The organism is Pectobacterium jejuense, assembly GCF_026800125.1.
GTDB classification, from domain to species: Bacteria; Pseudomonadota; Gammaproteobacteria; order Enterobacterales; family Enterobacteriaceae; genus Pectobacterium; species Pectobacterium jejuense.
The window spans coordinates 402683-422097 of record NZ_JAPQKX010000001.1; the positions used below are offsets into that span (position 1 = coordinate 402683).

The 19415-nt window shown below is 50.3% G+C and carries 15 protein-coding genes; 8 read left to right on the forward strand and 7 right to left on the reverse strand.

The features are described from left to right. Positions 1 to 7: 7 nt before the first annotated feature. Complete coding sequence (locus NXT09_RS01845; protein WP_268578639.1) at positions 8 to 1117, forward strand: S-methyl thiohydantoin desulfurase family protein; 1110 nt, start codon at positions 8 to 10, stop codon at positions 1115 to 1117. 10 nt (positions 1118 to 1127) lie between these two features. Next, the gene (locus NXT09_RS01850) at positions 1128 to 2696 is read left to right on the forward strand and encodes a hydantoinase/oxoprolinase family protein (RefSeq protein ID WP_268578640.1); all 1569 of its coding nucleotides are present in this window, start codon (positions 1128 to 1130) and stop codon (positions 2694 to 2696) included. Positions 2697 to 2788: 92 nt separating this feature from the next. Here the strand turns inward: NXT09_RS01850 and pflA are convergent, their stop codons facing one another. From pflA to ycaO, 4 genes are all read right to left on the reverse strand, one after another. Next, complete coding sequence (gene pflA / locus NXT09_RS01855; RefSeq protein WP_010277183.1) at positions 2789 to 3529, reverse strand: pyruvate formate lyase 1-activating protein; 741 nt, start codon at positions 3527 to 3529, stop codon at positions 2789 to 2791. Positions 3530 to 3798: 269 nt separating this feature from the next. Continuing rightward, positions 3799 to 6081 carry a formate C-acetyltransferase gene (gene pflB / locus NXT09_RS01860; RefSeq protein ID WP_110163036.1) on the reverse strand — a complete coding sequence of 761 codons (2283 nt, stop codon included), beginning with the start codon at positions 6079 to 6081 and terminating at the stop codon, positions 3799 to 3801. A 57-nt stretch (positions 6082 to 6138) separates the two neighbouring features. Next, entirely contained in the window at positions 6139 to 6999 is an 861-nt protein-coding gene (gene focA, locus NXT09_RS01865; RefSeq protein WP_039481374.1) for a formate transporter FocA, read from the reverse strand. Positions 7000 to 7437: 438 nt separating this feature from the next. Next, positions 7438 to 9201, reverse strand: a complete 1764-nt coding sequence (gene ycaO, locus NXT09_RS01870; protein ID WP_268578641.1) for a 30S ribosomal protein S12 methylthiotransferase accessory factor YcaO — start codon at positions 9199 to 9201, stop codon at positions 7438 to 7440. Positions 9202 to 9530: 329 nt separating this feature from the next. On the opposite strand from ycaO, the gene serC reads away from it, so the two are divergent. From serC to NXT09_RS01900, 6 genes are all read left to right on the forward strand, one after another. Continuing rightward, on the forward strand, positions 9531 to 10616 hold the full coding sequence (gene serC / locus NXT09_RS01875) for a 3-phosphoserine/phosphohydroxythreonine transaminase (RefSeq protein WP_039472681.1): 1086 nt from the start codon (positions 9531 to 9533) through the stop codon (positions 10614 to 10616). Between the two features lie 81 nt (positions 10617 to 10697). Further along, positions 10698 to 11987: a 3-phosphoshikimate 1-carboxyvinyltransferase gene (gene aroA / locus NXT09_RS01880; RefSeq protein WP_268578642.1), complete on the forward strand. Its 1290-nt coding sequence runs from the start codon at positions 10698 to 10700 to the stop codon at positions 11985 to 11987. 222 nt (positions 11988 to 12209) lie between these two features. After that, positions 12210 to 12887: a (d)CMP kinase gene (cmk, locus tag NXT09_RS01885; protein ID WP_039544520.1), complete on the forward strand. Its 678-nt coding sequence runs from the start codon at positions 12210 to 12212 to the stop codon at positions 12885 to 12887. A gap of 116 nt (positions 12888 to 13003) precedes the next feature. Further along, positions 13004 to 14677 (forward strand): 30S ribosomal protein S1, encoded by a 1674-nt coding sequence (gene rpsA, locus NXT09_RS01890; protein ID WP_010277167.1) that lies wholly within the window; start codon positions 13004 to 13006, stop codon positions 14675 to 14677. A gap of 89 nt (positions 14678 to 14766) precedes the next feature. After that, on the forward strand, positions 14767 to 15051 hold the full coding sequence (gene ihfB / locus NXT09_RS01895; RefSeq protein ID WP_005967571.1) for an integration host factor subunit beta: 285 nt from the start codon (positions 14767 to 14769) through the stop codon (positions 15049 to 15051). Between the two features lie 302 nt (positions 15052 to 15353). Further along, positions 15354 to 17228 carry an amidohydrolase gene (locus tag NXT09_RS01900; RefSeq protein ID WP_268578643.1) on the forward strand — a complete coding sequence of 625 codons (1875 nt, stop codon included), beginning with the start codon at positions 15354 to 15356 and terminating at the stop codon, positions 17226 to 17228. Between the two features lie 60 nt (positions 17229 to 17288). Here NXT09_RS01900 and hisIE read toward each other — a convergent pair whose 3' ends face one another. Genes hisIE through hisA form a run of 3 tightly spaced genes read right to left on the reverse strand, consistent with a single transcriptional unit; the run spans position 17289 to position 19410 of the window. Then, a complete protein-coding gene (hisIE, locus tag NXT09_RS01905) occupies positions 17289 to 17921 on the reverse strand; it encodes a bifunctional phosphoribosyl-AMP cyclohydrolase/phosphoribosyl-ATP diphosphatase HisIE (protein WP_205550826.1) in 633 nt (210 codons plus the stop codon). After that, positions 17915 to 18691 (reverse strand): imidazole glycerol phosphate synthase subunit HisF, encoded by a 777-nt coding sequence (gene hisF / locus NXT09_RS01910; protein ID WP_010277156.1) that lies wholly within the window; start codon positions 18689 to 18691, stop codon positions 17915 to 17917. Before hisF ends, hisIE begins: the two co-directional genes overlap by 7 nt. Further along, positions 18673 to 19410, reverse strand: coding sequence for a 1-(5-phosphoribosyl)-5-[(5-phosphoribosylamino)methylideneamino]imidazole-4-carboxamide isomerase (hisA, locus tag NXT09_RS01915; protein WP_268578644.1), 738 nt, complete (start codon positions 19408 to 19410; stop codon positions 18673 to 18675). The genes hisF and hisA overlap by 19 nt, the downstream gene beginning before the upstream one ends. Positions 19411 to 19415: the final 5 nt, after the last annotated feature.

Genomic DNA, 19415 nt, shown 5'->3' on the forward strand with positions numbered 1-19415 from the left:
ATAAGTAATGGTCCGCTATATTGATTTTGAAATGATAGATGATATCGCTCTGGGAGCGTCAATCCTTGGCACCGGCGGTGGTGGAGATCCTTATTTAGGATCGCTAATTGCGAAAAATGCTTTGCGCCATGGAAAGCCTGTAACGTTGTGCAATCTGGACGACGTAAAGGATAACGAGCTCTTTATCCCGTGCAGTACGATGGGTGCACCGACGGTTTCCGTAGAAAAAATCATTTCACCGCGGCAAATTCTCTTGGCATTTGAAACAATGGAGAATTATCTCGCTGAATCAGCATCTGGGACTTTTTCTATCGAAGTCGGCGGCATCAATTCACTAATACCCTTAGTGGTTGCGGCCGCAAAAGGGCTACCTGTTATCGACTGTGACGCGATGGGGAGAGCCTTCCCCGAAGCGCAGATGGTGACCTTTTTTCTCGATGATTTAACCTCCGCACCGAATACATTGGCAGATGAGAAGGGCAATACCGTCATTCTTAATCCCATAGATGGTATGTGGTCGGAACGGTTGGCCCGCGCGATTGTTGAACAAATGGGCGCTGCTTGCGCGATGTGTGATTACCCCTTACGCGGTAGTCAACTTAAGCGTAGCGCCATCAAAGGCACGCTGACGCTGGCGCAGGATATCGGAAGAATGCTGCGTCAGGCTCATCAGTCAGGCAGCCATCCGGTACAGTCCCTACTGACGGTCTTGAATGGCCATATCGTTGCATCTGGCAAAATTGTTGATGTAGGCCGGCGCACAACGGGCGGTTTTGCTCGGGGTAAAGTTGTGCTGGATGGCTTGGGAAGCGACAAAGGCGAATCGTTTACGGTGCTTTTCCAGAATGAGCTCCTGCTGGCTTATCGTTCTTCACAGACGGTAGAACCTACGCAGGATAATCTGCTGGCCGTTGTGCCTGATTTAATCTCCATAGTAGATAGTGAAACCGGACGTCCGATCATCACGGAACATTTACGTTATGGGCAGCGAGTTGATGTGATTGCCTATCCGTGCAATGACAAGTGGCGCACGCCAAAAGGGATTGACGTTGCGGGGCCGGAGTATTTCGGTTATCCGGTGCAGTATGTACCGATAGAACTGCTTGCGAATCGCTGAGGCTTTCCCGATGTTACATAAAAATGATTACCGACTCGGGATTGATGTCGGCGGCACCAACACGGATGCGGCAATTTTAGATGCAAACCTACGCTGCGTCGCGACGGCCAAATTTCCTACCAGTCTGGATATCTACAGCGGCATTGAGCGTGTTATTGCTGAGGTATTGGCGCAGTCTGGCATTGCACCGCAGCATATTCGCTATGCGATGTTGGGCACAACTCAATGTACCAATGCGATTGTTGAGCGCAAAGGGCTGGATCGCGTTGGGTTACTGCGCCTGAGCCTGCCAAGTAGCGATAGCGTCCCACCGCTGTGTGGCTGGGATGACGAGTGGCAAAGGGTGTTAGGCGAGCATTTCTACCAGATTCATGGCGGCTATGAGTTTGATGGTAGAGAGATTCATCCCGTACTGCGGGATGAAGTGATCGCGGTTTGTGACAAGATGCGCGGGCATGTCGATAGCGTGGCTATCTGTGGCGTATTTTCTCCCGTAAATAATGAGCAGGAACTGCGGGTTGCCCAGTGGGTGAATGCGGCACTACCGGATGTCTCCCTATCGCTATCCCACCGGATAGGCAGTACGGGACTATTGGAAAGGGAAAACGCGACCATCCTCAATGCATCGTTGCAAAGTACCGCGAACCGCTTTGTTAACGGTTTTACGCAAGCGCTAGTTCGGCACGGTATCAAAGCTACGCCGTTCTTCGGGCAAAACGATGGCACATTGATGTCCGAGAGCATGGTGAAGCAATATCCCATTCTGACGATGGCCTGTGGGCCAACGAACTCGATTCGCGGGGCATGTCACCTTTCGGGGTTGGATAATGCGCTGATTATCGATGTCGGCGGCACGACGACGGATATTGGCGTGTTGGTGAATGGCTTTCCACGTGAATCGGCAATTGCTGTTGAAGTCGGCGATGTGCGGACGAATTTCAGAATGCCAGACATTATTTCTATCGGCATTGGCGGTGGAACCTGCGTGCGGCAGTCTCAGGATGGAAAACTTACCCTTGGGCCGGATAGTGTCGGCTATCGCCTGCTTGAACAGGGCGTCAGCTTTGGTGGGGAGACGTTAACGCTCAGCGATATCATGCTGCAACTTCATCGTGAACGATGGATTACGGCTCTTCCTCATACGCTGCCCGAACTGGATAAAGCACTTTGCCAGCAGGCTTATCGTCAGATGATTGAGAAAGTGGAAAGTGCTATCGACCGGATTAAATCGTCAAGCGCAGCTATTCCCGCCGTGCTTGTGGGCGGCGGCAGCATTTTACTGCCTGACGTTTTATCCGGTGTCAGTCAGGTCATGCGTCCGCAGAACTTTGATGCAGCCAATGCGGTTGGTGTGGCGTTAGGAGCGGTGGGCGCACAGATCGAACGTGTGGTTAAAATGCCGGATAACGATCGTGAAAAGATAAAAAACGAATTGCAGCAGCAAAGCATTTGCCTTGCAGAAGAGATGGGAGCGAGGCCGGGCAGCGTTGAGATCATCGATTATCAGGAAATTCCGTTGGCGTATCTGCCGGGGAATGCGGTACAGGTGAAAATCAAGGCAGCAGGAAATCTGGCTTAGCGCAGGGTATTAACACTCCAATGATATCTACCCGCTAAAATGCAAATAGCGCGCCCTGAGCGCGCTATTTTTCCAGAAAGTGTCAGAGGTTGTTAGTACATGACCTTGTGACCATAGCTTTCAAGAATCGATTTAACGCGATCCATCGTATCGGCCTTCGGCGGTTTAACGCCGTCTAATTTGTACTCTTCACCCATCGCGATCCACTTGTGTTTCCCAAGCTCATGGTAGGGGAGAAGCTCAATTTTCTCGATGTTCGTCATATCTTTGGTGAATTCGCCCAGCTTGTGTGCGGACGCATCATCGTCAGACCAACCGGGAACGACCACGTAACGTATCCAGGTGCGCTGGTTGCGCTTTGCCAAATAGCGAGCGAAATCCAGAGTACGGTGATTGGATACGCCAACTAAATTCTGGTGTATGTCGTCATTCATTTGCTTCAGGTCGAGCATCACTAAATCGCTGACGTCCAATAGCTCGTCAATGACGGGGTCGTAACGACGCACGAACCCATTGGTGTCCAGACAGGTATTGATGCCTTCTGCCTTGCAGGCACGGAACCAGTCGCGCACAAATTCGGCCTGGAGAATAGCCTCGCCGCCGGATGCTGTAACGCCGCCGCCGGATGCATTCATAAAGTGGCGGTAGGTCACGACTTCTTTCATAAGTTCTTCAACCGTCACTTCCTTACCGCCGTGTGTATCCCAGGTATCACGGTTATGGCAGTACAGGCAGCGCATCAGGCAGCCTTGAAAGAAGATGATGAAACGGATGCCTGGGCCATCGACGGTGCCACAGGATTCAAAGGAGTGGATGCGACCGATAAGTGACATTGCGAGGTTTTCTCCAAATTTGACCGAACAATAGCGGTCTTTATGAGCGCAGTCATAAGAAAGCAAGTATCAATCTGACAGGGATTGCTGACAGAAAAACACCGTGTGACAGATGCTGCGTCGAATCTGTTTTGCGAGCCATCCACATGAAGGGAGCAACATAGCGGGCTGGCAAAACAGGCTAACAACCTGAACGACAAGCGAGGGTGAGAAAAAGGCCCCACTGACGTGGAGCCTTTATTTTACGCCTTTTCAGACAGTCATGGAAATTACATTGACTGGGTGAAAGTACGAGTAATGACGTCTTGTTGCTGTTCTTTCGTCAGTGAGTTGAAACGCACTGCGTAGCCAGATACACGGATAGTCAACTGCGGATATTTCTCCGGGTTTTCCATCGCATCAAGCAGCATTTCACGGTTCATGACGTTGACGTTCAGGTGCTGACCGCCTTCGATGCTGGCTTCGTGGTGGAAGTAACCATCCATCAGGCCGGCAAGGTTAGCTTTACGCACGTTGTCATCTTTACCTAACGCGTTAGGTACGATGGAGAAGGTATAAGAAATACCATCTTTCGCGTAAGCAAACGGCAGTTTGGCAACGGAAGTCAGAGAAGCCACGGCGCCTTTCTGATCGCGACCGTGCATTGGGTTAGCACCTGGTCCGAATGGCGCACCTGCGCGGCGACCATCTGGAGTGTTACCCGTTTTCTTACCATATACCACGTTAGAGGTGATGGTCAGAACAGACTGCGTTGGTGTTGCGCCACGGTAGGTATTCAGTTTCTGAATTTTCTTCATGAAACGTTCAACCAGGTCACAAGCCAGTTCATCTACGCGAGCATCGTTGTTACCGAACTGCGGATATTCGCCTTCGATATCAAAGTCGATAGCCAGGCCGTCTTCATCACGAATTGGTTTAACTTTGGCATATTTGATGGCAGACAGGGAGTCAGCAGCAACAGACAGACCTGCGATACCACACGCCATAGTACGGAACACGTCACGGTCATGCAGTGCCATCAGCGACGCTTCGTAGCTGTATTTGTCGTGCATGTAGTGAATGATGTTCAGAGAGGTGACGTATTGTTTAGCCAGCCAGTCCATGAAGTGATCCATACGATCCATCACTTCGTCGAAGTCCAGAACATCGCCTTTGATCGGTTCTGATTTCGGACCAACCTGCATTTTCAGTTTTTCGTCCACGCCGCCGTTAATCGCGTACAGCATGGTTTTCGCCAGGTTTGCACGAGCGCCGAAGAACTGCATTTGTTTACCAACGATCATTGGGCTTACGCAACAAGCAATCGCGTAGTCATCGTTGTTAAAGTCAGGACGCATCAGATCGTCATTCTCGTATTGCAGAGAAGAGGTATCGATGGAGACTTTAGCCGCATAGTTTTTAAAGCTTTGTGGCAGTTTTTCAGACCACAGAATGGTCATGTTTGGCTCTGGAGACGGCCCCATGGTGTACAGGGTGTTCAGGAAGCGGAAGCTGGTTTTGCTCACCAGTGTACGACCATCCAGACCCATACCAGCCAGAGATTCTGTTGCCCAAATTGGGTCACCAGAGAACAGTTCATCATACTCAGGCGTACGCAGGAAACGTACCATGCGCAGTTTCATGACCAGGTGGTCAATCATTTCCTGAGCTTCTTCCTCAGTGATTTTGCCTGCAGCCAGATCGCGCTCAAGGTAGATATCCAGGAAGGTAGAGACACGTCCGAAGGACATTGCCGCACCATTCTGTGATTTCACCGCAGCCAGGTAACCGAAGTAAGTCCACTGCACGGCTTCCTGAGCTGTTGCTGCTGGGCCTGAAATGTCACAGCCATATTTAGCGGCCATTTCTTTAATTTGGCTCAGTGCATGATGCTGATCGGCAATTTCTTCACGCAGACGGATTGTTGCTTCCAGATCTTCGCCGTTTTCCAGTTTGGATTGCAGAGAAGTGAACTGAGCAAACTTGTCTTTCATCAGGTAGTCGATACCGTACAGCGCAACGCGACGGTAGTCACCGATGATACGGCCACGACCGTAGGCATCTGGCAGACCCGTCAGAACGCCTGATTTACGACAACGCAGGATGTCTGGAGTGTAAACATCGAACACGCCCTGATTGTGCGTTTTGCGGTATTCGGTGAAGATTTTTTTCAGTTGAGGATCCAGTTCACGACCGTAAACTTTGCATGAACCTTCAACCATTTTGATGCCGCCGAACGGAATTAACGCACGTTTCAGCGGAGCGTCAGTTTGCAGACCAACGATTTTTTCCAGACCTTTGTTGATGTATCCCGCGTCGTGAGACGTGATAGTTGCAGCAACATTGGTATCAAAATCAACAGGCGCGTGAGTACGGTTTTCCTGTTTGATGCCTTCCATGACGCTGTCCCACAGCGCTGAGGTCGCTTTGGTTGCGCCAGCCAGGAAAGACTCATCACCTTCATACGGCGTGTAGTTTTTCTGGATAAAGTCACGAACGTTGACGTTATCCTGCCATTCACCTTTGCTAAAGCCTTGCCATGCATTGGCCAATTTTTCATTCAGCTCGGTCATTTTACACCTACCTTTGATATGGATTTCTTAAAACCCGACGTTGCGGCCGATTGCACCTTAGTGGTGCTTGTCTCCACCGCGCAAATAAATTACCCAATATGTCAAACCGACCATTACGCCGCCGCCGATGATGTTCCCCAGGGTGACGGGAATCAGGTTATCGGTAATGAAGTGGCTAACGGTTAAATGTTCAAACTGAGACGGCACCATGCCAATGGCATTCCAGAATTCCGGGGCCGCAAAATTTTTGATAACGATGCCCATAGGAATCATGAACATGTTGGCGATACTGTGCTCAAATCCGCTGGAAACGAACATGGCGACAGGCAGAATCATGGCAAACATTTTGTCTGTAAGCGTACGGCCTGAATAGCTCATCCACACGGCCAGACAAACCAGCAGGTTGGCGAGAATCCCCAGACACAGCGCTTCAACAAACGTGTGTTCAAGTTTGTGTTCAGCTGTTTGCAGGACGTTAAGACCCCACGCACCGTTTGCGACCATATGCTCTCCCGAGAACCAGATAAGTCCAACGAAGAAAAGCGCGCCAATAAGGTTGCCGACATAGACATTTGCCCAGTTACAGGCTAGTTGCTTCCAGGTAATACGTCCACTGGCTTTGGCAATCACGATGAGAACGGTTGAGGTAAACAGGTCCGCACCGCAGACGACTACCAACATGAGGCCAAGGGAGAAACAGATACCACCGATCAATTTCGCAATGCCGAAAGGCATCGTCGCGGTTCCCGTGGTGGCCGTAATATAAAAGACGAAGGCGATCGAAATAAACACACCCGCTGTGATCGCTAAATAAAACGTCGTACACGGTTGTTTAGTAGCTTTATAGACTCCGGCGTCTTCAGCAACTTTTGCCATCGCAGCCGGGAGTAATAGAGTAAAGGGGTTGTCAGCTTTCACACTAACTCTCTCTTAAAAATTATCAGCATTGAGATACTAACAAAGCAGTATACGGTAAAAATTGACGTGGATCATATTGCAAGAAATTAACAAGGTGGTGAAGAGGGTCGGATACCGTGTTTTTAAGGGTAAATATTTGAATTTTATGATAAAAAAATATTTTAAATTTTGCAAAAAGAGTTGAATGGGATACGTTAAACCTACCGATTTAGCGTTAATAAAAATCACGTTTTGTAGAATTTCAGTACCACCTTGTCGAAGTAATTTAATTAAAACTTCACTATTCAATAACAATGTTCTGATTATGCATTACGAATAATAAATATTGCCCTTTGGATAATAAAATAGCCCTTTAAAATAAAGGGCCATTTGTCGGTGTTATTTGTACGCGATCGCACTCATCGATATAAGACGCGTGCTGACTGCATCACTCTGGCATTATTTTGCTTGCCAATAACGACGTTTCGCCTGTTGCAGTTTTTCATAGGCTGCCAGCAGCGACTGGTGCGCAGGTAAAGAGGCAAAAGTGTCATCCACGGCAAACAGACCATAGAAGCACGCTTCGCCAGCAACAGCGGCGCTAGCGGCATCGACGGCTTCACTGCCGTACATTTTGGTAAAGGCATCGTAATATTCTGCCGGATCGCGCTCAGGCTCTTGCGCCAGTAACAGCAGCGTTTGCAGGCAACGGTAGTAGTTGCTGCGCTGTGCCGTAAAGACGGAGTCGTTGAAGTCCTGTGTCCATTCTGTCCAACTTAACGCCTGATCCAGATCGCCGCCGGCCAGTGCCAGCATGGCTTTTAGTTCGCCAACGCGCAGAGTGAACCAGCCGTTATCTTTGCCGGTGGCAATGCCGAGCAGCTCGCGTACGCGGGTGAAGTCATCCAGCCCTTCGTCATCCAATTGTTGCAACAGCGCCAGATAGTCTTCTTGTTCCCATTTGCTGTCAGGCAGCGCCAGCAGTGTGTCACGCAGGTGAGCGCCCATGCTGTTATTGGCTAACAACAGATCGTCGGCAGGGTAGATGTCCGACATTCCCGGCACGATGATACGGCAGGCATAAACGGCCAGATGCTCATAGTCAGCAATGTAGACTTCTTTATCTTCCTGCTTGAAGATCGCCATCAATGTAGCGAATTCTTCTTCCGTCGATCCTTTAAAGCTCCAGTCGACAAATTCATAATCCGCTGTTTTCTTGAACGTATCCCAGGAGATCAGACCGCTGGAATCGATAAAGTGGGTTTCCAGATTGGCATGCTCGGCCACTTCTTCATCATCAAACGTTGGTGGGGTGAACACGTCCAGATCTTTCAGGCCACGACCTTGCAGCAGTTCGGTGACGGTACGTTCCAGCGCTACGCCGAAGTCAGGGTGTGCGCCGAAGGAGGCAAAACAGGTGCCGTTAGCCGGGTTAAACAGCACCACGCAGATGACCGGATATTTCCCGCCCAGTGAGGCATCGTAAGAGAAAATCGGGAAACCTTCTTTTTCCAGCGTCGCAATTGCTTCGACCACACCTGGGTAGCGATTTAGCACCTCTTGCGGAATTTCTGGCAGGCTGATGGATTCGGCAATGATGCGGTTCTTGATGCTGCGCTCAAACACTTCAGACAGACCCTGAACGCGGGCTTCGTTGGCGGTGTTACCTGCGGACATCCCGTTAGAAACGTACAGGTTACCGATGATGTTCATCGGAATATAGACAGTTTGCTGATCGGACTGACGCGTAAATGGCAGTGCGCAAATGCCTCTGTCGGCATTGCCAGATTGCAGATCGATCAGATCGCTGGCGCTCAGTTCCTGCTCAGGATCGTAAAACTGGTGCAGACGGGCATCCAGAATACCTTCCGGCAAGGCATCATCTTCTGGAATCGGGAACCATTTTTCATTCGGGTAGTGAACGAAATCGCCGTTAGCGATGTTTTTGCCGAGATAGAAGTCAGCAAAGAAATAGTTGGTGGACAGACGCTCGAAATACTCGCCTAACGCAGAGGCCAGCGCCGCTTTCTTACTGGCACCTTTACCGTTAGTAAAGCAGAGCGGGCAATCGCGGTCTCGAATATGGACAGACCAGACGTTTGGCACCGGGTTCAGCCATGACGCTTCTTCGATGTTAAACCCCAGGTCCTGGAGCTGTTGTTGAAAACGGGCGATGGAATCTTCCAGGGCGGCGTCTTTGCCTGGGATAAACGTTTGAGTCATGGTGTTCACTCTTATCGAGATTAGCGGAAGCGGCATGATACGGATTTTTCTGTTCAGACTCTATTTATTCATAACCGATCGGCAACAGTGAAAAAGAACAGACTGCGTAACGTGCCGTTTTGCATAATGAAAGCGCAATAAGCGTTGCAGCCGCGATTGACGAGTGATAAAACCGATAGCAGGGTAAAAGTAGTGTGGTTATAGCGGTCGTTCCGTTATAACTACTATCTTGTAACAGCGGTATTTTTATAACCGTCAGGTTTATAAAAATGGTATTTGTAACAACGGTGATAAAAAGAGCCGCTATTTTTCAGGTGTGGTGAGGGGAAATGACTCAGATTTTTAATTTTAGCGCCGGTCCAGCAATGCTGCCGGTTGAAGTACTGCGTCGTGCTGAACAGGAATTGTGTAATTGGAATGGCCTGGGCACATCGGTTATGGAAATCAGCCACCGCAGTAAAGAGTTTATGCAGGTTGCCGCTGAATCCGAACAAGATCTGCGTGATTTGCTGAAAATCCCCTCCAACTACAAAGTGCTCTTTTGCCACGGCGGTGCTCGCGCGCAATTCGCCGCAGTGCCGTTAAATCTCTTGGGCGAACGCTCAACGGCTGACTACATCGACGGCGGATATTGGGCACACAGTGCAATCAATGAAGCAGAAAAGTACTGCACGCCTAACGTGATTGACGTGAAAACGCGCGTAGGCGATCTGCGCGGCATTAAGCCGATGCGTGAATGGAAATTGTCTGATGACGCGGCGTTTGTGCATTACTGCCCGAATGAAACCATCGACGGTATTGCGATCGAAGAAGAGCCGGACTTTGGCGATAAAATTGTGGTCGCCGACTATTCTTCCAGCATCCTGTCTCGCCGTATTGATGTCAGCCGTTACGGCGTGATTTATGCTGGTGCGCAGAAAAACATCGGCCCGGCCGGTCTGACGCTGGTTATCGTACGTGAAGATTTGCTGGGCAAAGCGCGCCGTGAACTGCCATCGATTCTGGATTACCAGGTTCTGGCGGACAATGACTCCATGTTTAACACGCCGCCAACATTTGCCTGGTACCTGTCCGGTATGGTCTTCAAATGGCTGAAAGAGTACGGCGGTCTGGCTGAAATGGAAAAACGTAACCAAGAGAAAGCCGACCTGCTGTATAGCGCGATTGACGGTAACGATTTCTATCGTAATGACGTCGCAGTAGCGAACCGTTCTCGCATGAATGTGCCATTCCTGCTGGCGGACTCTGCGCTGGATAAAGTCTTCCTGGAAGAATCCGTTGCTGCAGGTCTGCACGCGCTGAAAGGCCATCGCGTAGTGGGCGGCATGCGTGCTTCTATCTACAATGCGATGCCGTTGGAAGGCGTGAAAGCGCTGACGGAATTTATGGCTGACTTCGCTCGTCGCCACGGTTGATTAAGACCGTCCCTCGATACATTTTGTTAAGCCCCGGACTTTCCGGGGTTTTTATGTCCACGTTGAAAGAATAGGCTTTACATGCAGGAATCCCTGACGCTACAACCCATCAAACTGATTAACGGTACCCTTAACCTTCCTGGCTCAAAAAGCGTCTCTAACCGTGCGCTGTTGCTGGCGGCGTTGGCTGAAGGAAAGACCCGGCTGACTAACCTGTTAGACAGTGACGATGTCCGCCATATGCTTACCGCTCTAGCGGCGTTGGGAGTGGACTACCACCTGTCGTCTGACCGGACCGTGTGTGAGATTACGGGGCTGGGTGGTGCGTTTACAGCATCGCAACCGCTGGAACTGTTTTTAGGGAATGCAGGTACAGCGATGCGCCCACTGGCTGCCGCGCTGTGTCTGACCGATGGCGACATTGTGCTGACAGGCGAACCGCGGATGAAAGAGCGCCCGATCGGGCATCTGGTCGATGCACTGCGTCAGGGCGGGGCGAAAATTGACTATCTGGAGCAGGAAAATTACCCACCGCTTCGTCTGCACGGTGGTTTTCAGGGCGGCGAAATCAGCGTAGATGGCAGCGTATCAAGCCAGTTCCTGACTGCACTGCTGATGACTGCGCCTCTGGCCGTGCAGGATACGCACATCAGCATTCAGGGCGATCTGGTTTCCAAACCGTATATCGATATCACGCTGCATATGATGAAAGCGTTTGGTATTGAAGTGCGTCATGAAAACTATCAACGCTTCTTCGTGACGGGTCGCCAGCAGTATCGTTCACCGGGTGATTATCTGGTGGAAGGCGATGCGTCATCGGCTTCTTACTTCCTGGCCGCGGCGGCGATTAAAGGCGGTGTTGTGCGTGTGACCGGCGTAGGCCGTAATAGCGTACAGGGCGACATTCGCTTTGCTGATGTGCTGGAAAAAATGGGGGCAATCGTGCGCTGGGGTGACGATTATATTGAATGTGAACGCGGTGAATTGCACGCGATTGACATGGATATGAATCACATTCCTGATGCTGCGATGACTATCGCGACGGCGGCGCTTTTCGCTCAAGGTGGCACCACTACGCTACGTAATATCTACAACTGGCGCGTGAAAGAAACCGATCGTCTGGCTGCAATGGCGATTGAACTGCGTAAAGTTGGCGCGGAAGTGGAAGAGGGTAATGACTACATTCGCATTACGCCACCGACCAAGCTGAAAGTGGCAGAAATCGGCACGTACAACGATCACCGTATGGCGATGTGTTTCTCGCTGGTTGCGCTATCGGATACGCCAGTTACGATTCTGGATCCGAAATGTACGGCTAAAACCTTCCCTGACTACTTTGAACAACTGGCGCGCCTCAGCGAGCTGGCTTGATTCCTCTCTAAGGCACGGCTTCCGTGCCTTTTTCCTTTATCGATTTTCCCCGAGCTACGCTCAGCTTTTCTTCTGAAATTGCGCACCGCGTTCAGAGAATGCCTTATTTTTCCCGCCATTCCGGCATTGGGGTAACCTTTCTCTGTATTGATGCGTATAATGAGGCTCCGTGATGCCATAAAACGGCATAAGCGGAACTTCCCAGTATTAAAGGAGAGAGAAATGACGGTGATGGCACCGGTAATTACGGTTGACGGACCGAGCGGCGCAGGCAAAGGTACTTTGTGTAAGGCATTGGCTGAAGCTTTACAATGGAACCTGCTGGACTCGGGGGCTATCTATCGTGTTTTGGCTCTGGCGGCATTGCACCACCATGTGGATATCAGTTCGGAAGACGCACTGGTTCCGTTAGCCTCTCATCTTGATGTACGCTTTGTTGCAGAAGACGGGCAGCTGAAAGTCATCCTGGAAGGTGAAGACGTTAGCCATGAAATTCGTACTGAAGCGGTAGGCAACACGGCGTCTCAGGCCGCGGCTTTCCCTCGCGTTCGTGAAGCATTATTACGTCGGCAGCGCGCATTTCGCGAGGCCCCAGGGTTGATTGCTGATGGCCGAGACATGGGAACGGTAGTCTTTCCTGATGCGCCAGTGAAGATTTTTTTGGATGCCAGTGCGGAAGAACGTGCACAACGTCGCATGCTACAGTTGCAGGGGAAGGGCTTTAATGTTAACTTTGAACGTCTTTTGTCTGAGATAAAAGAACGGGATGAGCGCGATCGCAGCCGCCCCGTTGCGCCGTTAGTGCCTGCTGCCGATGCGTTGGTGCTGGATTCAACGGAAATGACAATCGATGAAGTGATAGCGCGCGCGTTGGCTTATGCCCGCGAAATTTTAGCGTAATCACAGAAAACTGAATTTTTACCTCGCTGTAAGGATGCACAGCGGGGCATGTTAAACAACCCCATCGAGCAGGATGCCAGATGGACGTTAAATTGAAACCCTTAAGATTATCAAACATGACTGAATCTTTTGCTCAACTCTTTGAAGAATCCCTGAAAGAAATCGAAACCCGTCCTGGTTCCATCGTACGTGGTGTTGTTGTTGCTATTGATAAAGATGTCGTACTGGTTGACGCCGGTCTGAAATCTGAATCTGCCATTCCGGTAGAGCAATTCAAGAACGCACAGGGCGAACTGGAAATTCAGGTTGGTGATGAAGTTGACGTTGCTCTGGACGCTATCGAAGATGGCTTCGGTGAAACGCTGCTTTCTCGCGAAAAAGCTAAACGTCATGAAGCATGGCTGACGCTGGAAAAAGCCTACGAAGAAGCTGCAACTGTTACTGGTATTATCAACGGTAAAGTTAAAGGCGGTTTCACTGTTGAGCTGAACGGCATTCGTGCGTTCCTGCCAGGTTCTCTGGTAGACGTTCGTCCGGTTCGCGATACGCTGCATCTGGAAGGCAAAGAGCTTGAGTTCAAAGTTATCAAGCTGGATCAGAAACGCAACAACGTTGTTGTTTCCCGCCGTGCAGTTATCGAATCTGAAAACAGCGCTGAGCGCGATCAACTGCTGGAAAACCTGCAGGAAGGCATGGAAGTTAAAGGTATCGTTAAGAACCTTACTGACTACGGTGCATTCGTTGATCTGGGCGGCGTTGATGGCCTGCTGCACATCACTGATATGGCTTGGAAACGTGTTAAACACCCAAGCGAAATCGTCAATGTGGGCGACGAAATCACTGTTAAAGTGCTGAAGTTCGACCGCGAGCGTACTCGTGTGTCTCTGGGTCTGAAACAGCTGGGCGAAGATCCATGGGTCGCTATCGCTAAGCGTTACCCAGAAAGCACTCGTCTGACTGGCCGCGTGACCAACCTGACTGACTACGGCTGCTTCGTTGAAATCGAAGAAGGCGTTGAAGGTCTGGTACACGTTTCTGAAATGGATTGGACCAACAAAAACATCCACCCATCCAAAGTTGTTAACGTTGGTGATGTAGTGGAAGTAATGGTTCTGGACATCGACGAAGAACGTCGTCGTATCTCTCTGGGCCTGAAACAGTGTAAATCCAACCCATGGCAGCTGTTCGCAGAAACCCACAACAAGGGCGACCGCGTTGAAGGTAAAATCAAGTCTATCACTGACTTTGGTATCTTCATCGGTCTGGATGGCGGCATCGACGGTCTGGTGCACCTGTCCGACATCTCTTGGAACGTGGCTGGCGAAGAAGCCGTTCGCGAATTCAAGAAAGGTGATGAAATCGCCGCTGTTGTTCTGCAGGTTGACGCAGAGCGCGAGCGTATCTCCCTGGGCGTGAAACAACTGGCTGAAGACCCGTTCAATAACTACCTGTCTGTTAACAAGAAAGGTGCTATTGTTACTGGTAAAGTTACAGCAGTTGACGCCAAAGGTGCTACAGTTGAATTAGCAGACGGTGTTGAAGGCTATCTGCGTGCTTCTGACGCTTCACGTGACCGTGTTGAAGATGCAACTCTGGTACTGAGCGTTGGCGACAGCGTTGAAGCTAAATACACTGGTGTTGATCGTAAAAACCGCGTTGTTAGCCTGTCTGTTCGTGCGAAAGACGAAGCTGACGAGAAAGATGCAATCGCAACTGTTAACAACAAGCCGGAAGAAAACAATTTCTCCAGCGCGATGGCAGAAGCGTTCAAAGCAGCTAAAGGCGAGTAATCACTACGGTGGAATGAGCAACGTAAGTTGCTCATTCTTGTAACGGTAGTCAGTTATCCTGGTTATTGATAACCGCACTTGGAGGAGCTATGACCAAGTCTGAACTTATTGAAAGGCTTGCTGGACAGCAATCTCATATCCCAGCCAAAGTGGTTGAGGATGCAGTGAAAGAAATGCTCGAACAAATGGCTTCTACGCTAGCCGAAGGCGACCGTATTGAAATCCGTGGGTTTGGCAGTTTTTCACTTCACTACCGTGCACCTCGTGTAGGTCGTAATCCGAAAACGGGTGACAAAGTTGAGTTGGAAGGTAAGTACGTCCCTCACTTTAAACCGGGTAAGGAACTCCGCGACCGCGCTAATATTTACGGCTAATCGTTAGTCTTAAATACCAGCCTTATAAAAGCACCCACCTCGGGTGCTTTTTTACATTTATGGCCTCTTTTCCTCTCCAAATTTTCTCATGATTGACGATTAGGTCTGATTACTTATCAGAGTGCGATCTCACGTAATACGCTTTCCTTTTTGCCCTTCACGCTGCTAAGTGATCGTCAGCACACGAAATATGAATTTTTTGATTTTCAACTGCTTGGACGTTGAAGTTTCTAATGTTATTGCCTATTTTTTATTCGGTACATTAACATTTCTAATGCGTTACCTCTAAATAAGGAAAGTGTATGAGTGAAGCGTGTAGTCATTCTGGCAGCATAAGCTGTTCCTGCTGTAGCCCTCTGTGGAAATCGTTTCTTCCCGATACCTCTATCGATGTCCCAGAAAGTGAGAACAGTCTGTTCATCGAAACGAAGTTATTCCGTTCCGCGCTAAATAAGGATGGTAGCCCTGGAAAAGCGATTCTGACATTGGAGGATGGGTTGGAGGTTGCGGTTGAAGCTATGGGCATTCATGGTGGACTGGTTGTGGCGACGGGTTCATATCAAGACGTGAAGGCCAAAATGCCGAAAAACACCTCGGAACATCAACTCTCAGGTAAACAAACACTGTTACCGGGGCTGATCGAGCCGCATGTGCACATCATTAATACTGCGTTGGTTTCTGCTATCGGCCATGATGTTAGCCCGTTTGATGAACAGAGATTACGCAAAAATTATAATAAGAACTGGGTGACATCCGATCTTAAGGCTAAGGCGAAACCGGATAAAAAAAAGGAATGGCTTATTGGATTTGGTGCCGATCCCTCATTATTTATTGACGGAGATAAGGGATTTGATGCTGATGATCTCGATCACATCACGAATACACAACCGGTGTTCGTCATCAATGCTTCAATGCACCTAGCCTATATCAATCATACGGCGATTAAGTGTGTTAGAGACTATTATGCAGATAAAAAACTCCCTATTCCGCCGATTAATGAAGATGGCATCCTTAAAGAAATAGAAGGTATACAGCCCGTCGTGAATGTCATTGTTAATAGTTACCCCAAAGCGGAATTGGCGGTAAAGCTCATTGCGGCGGTCAGCAAGCTGTTTGGTGTGGCGAGTCAGCGCGGCGTAACGTATATGCTCGATGCTGGCGTTGAACCCAAAGGGGCTCAGCCGGGCTTCGATCAAGTTAACTTTCTGGACAAATGGGCGCATCTGCCGATCTGTCCGGTGCGGATAGGTGGGGCGCTGATCGTTACGAGTAGTGACGATTTCAATAATAAAGTGGTGGACCATTACTCTCCAGGCTATGGAGATGAACATTTTCACTTGCCGTATATCAAGATTATTTCAGATGGTTCAAACCAAGGGCTGACGGGGTATCAATCCACGCCGTACTGCTGTGATAACCACTATCAAAAAACGCCGAGTGAGACAAATGTCGGTGCTTTTAACTTTGCTCCGCCAACTGAGATCGATAGGCTGGTAGGTAGCGTTGTGCAGCATGAATGGCCGTTGATGATTCATACGAATGGCGACGAAGCCATTAGGCTGACGTTAGAATCATTTAGAGAGGCTGGTGTGACATCGGCTACCTATGAACAGCGCCGCGATCGTCTGGAACATGCATCCCTGCTGACTGATGACAATCTGTCTGAAATGAAGCAACTTGGTATTTCTCCCAGTTTCTTAATTGGTCATGTGGGATATTGGGGCTGGGCGTTTCAGCAAACCATATTGGGAGAGGAGCGGGCTGCTCGCCTTGACCGCTGCCAGTCCGCTCTTAATAACGAGATGAGGATTACACTACACAGCGATAACTGTGTTACGCCGCTTGGCCCGCTGCGTATGATGGAACAAGCCATTTCTCGCGTAATGGAAGGTGTACCTCAGGATGCTCCTTCAGCTGTGCTGAATGTTCATGAACGGATTTCTCGTTTTGCCGCACTTAAAGCCGCGACCTATGATGCAGCCTGGCAGTGTCATGCGGAGCAATGGGTTGGTTCGCTGGTTGCAGGTAAATGTGCGGACTTTGTTATTCTGGCGGATTCTCCTCTGACCTATGACTCAGCAGATAAGAATAACCCAGTTAAAGATATGCGTGATATTCCGGTTCTGGAAACCTGGAAAGGCGGGCGTAAGGTACATTCAGGTGACGTTCATTCCTAACGCCGTAATATCGCAGTGATAAAGCCCGCGTTATCAACGACTGATAACGCGGGAACAGGTTTACTTATTGTGACGCGCTTTCAGGCGATTAATGATGGTCGCCAGATCTAAATCCTGATCCTGCAACAGCACCAGCAGGTGGTACATTAAATCCGCGGCTTCGTTGGTCAGTTCCTCGCGGTCATGCACCGTGGCTGCTAATGCCGCTTCCAATCCTTCCTCACCGACTTTCTGCGCAATGCGCTTGGTGCCGCTGGCATACAGCCGTGCAGTGTAAGAACTATCCGGGTCAGCATGCTTACGCTCGGCCAGCAGTTGCTCTAACTGATAGAGGAACGTCCAGTCGCTGGCTGCAGGTGAGAAACAGCTGCTGGTGCCAAGGTGACAGGTTGGGCCGATAGGATTAACCAGAATCAGCAGCGTGTCGTTATCGCAGTCTGGCGTGATAGAGACGACATTCAGGAAATGGCCGGAAGATTCGCCTTTCGTCCACAACCGCTGCTTGGTACGCGAGAAAAACGTGACCTTTCCGCTTGCTTCCGTGGCCTGCAAGGCATCCTGGTTCATGTAGCCCAGCATTAACACTTCACCGGACACCGCATGTTGCACGACAACTGGCAGCATGCCGTCTGTTTTTTCCCAATCGAGTTGGTTTCGTTGTTCGTCGTTTAGAAAAACTGCTTCGCTTAACACACTCGAATCTCCACACCCTGTTGCTTAAGATATTGTTTCAGTTCGCCAATATTAATAATTTGCTTGTGAAACACCGATGCGGCCAGCGCGCCATCAACGTGGGCGGTTTGGAACGCATCCAGAAAATGCTCCATGGTGCCTGCGCCGCCGGAAGCGATAAGCGGGACATGGCAGACATCACGCACCAAATTTAACTGGTGTAAATCGTAGCCGTTGCGCACGCCGTCCTGATTCATCATGTTCAGGACAATCTCACCCGCACCGCGTTTTTGCACTTCTTCTACCCAATCCAGCGTTTCCCAGGTCGTGACTTTGGTGCGCGCTTCATCGCCGGTGTACTGATTGACATGGTAGCGGCCTGTCGCCGCATCGTGCCAGGTATCAATCCCGACGACGATACACTGCACACCATAACGATCGGCCAGGCGAGTAATCAACTCAGGGTCGGCCAGCGCCGGTGAGTTGATGGAGATTTTATCCGCGCCGAAAGAGAGAATTTGACCTGCTTCTTCCACGCTTTTAATGCCGCCCGCCACGCAGAAAGGAATATCAATTACTTCCGCGACACGGGATACCCAGCTTTTATCGACCACTCGGCCGTCGGAAGAGGCGGTGATATCATAAAAGACTAACTCATCGGCCCCTTCCTGCGCGTAGCGCTGCGCCAGCGGAACGATGTCGCCGATGATTTCGTGGTTGCGGAACTGTACGCCTTTGACGACCTGACCGTTACGCACGTCCAGACAGGGGATTATCCGTTTTGCCAGCATGAAATAGCCTCCGCGACGTTAAATTTACCTTCCAGCAGCGCACGACCCACGATAACGCCTTGCACACCGCTACCGCGCAAATTGGCGATATCTTCCAGGTTGCCGATGCCGCCGGATGCCTGAAAGGCGATCTGCGGGTAGCGCTGGCTGATTTCACGATAGAGCTCGACGTTGGAGCCGCTCAGCGTACCGTCACGGGAAATGTCGGTGCACAGTACATGTTTCAGACCGAACGGCAGATATTGTTCGACGACCTGCTCAAGCGTGGCGTCTGAATTTTCCTGCCAGCCGCTGATGGCGACGAACTTTGTGCCGTTGGCGTCGATACGCACGTCTAGCGCCAGCACCAGTGCTTCTGCGCCGTAGCGGGTGAACCATTGCTGAACGAGTTCCGGCTGCTTAATCGCGGTGGAGCCGATAACGACACGGCTGGCACCGGCTTTTAATAACGCTTCCACGTCCTGTTCGGTGCGGATACCGCCGCCGATTTGAACCGGTACGCTCACGCCTGCTAACAGCGTGGTTAACAAGGGGATCTGGCGGGCAGAAGGATCTTTTGCACCGGTCAAATCCACCAAATGCAGCACGCCTGCGCCTTGTTGCTGGTAATCCTGTAAACGAGGAAGCGGATCGCTGCCGTACTGGCGCTGTTGGCCATAATCACCCTGATGCAGACGGACAACCTGTCCATCAATCAGATCTAATGCGGGAATAATCATGACGT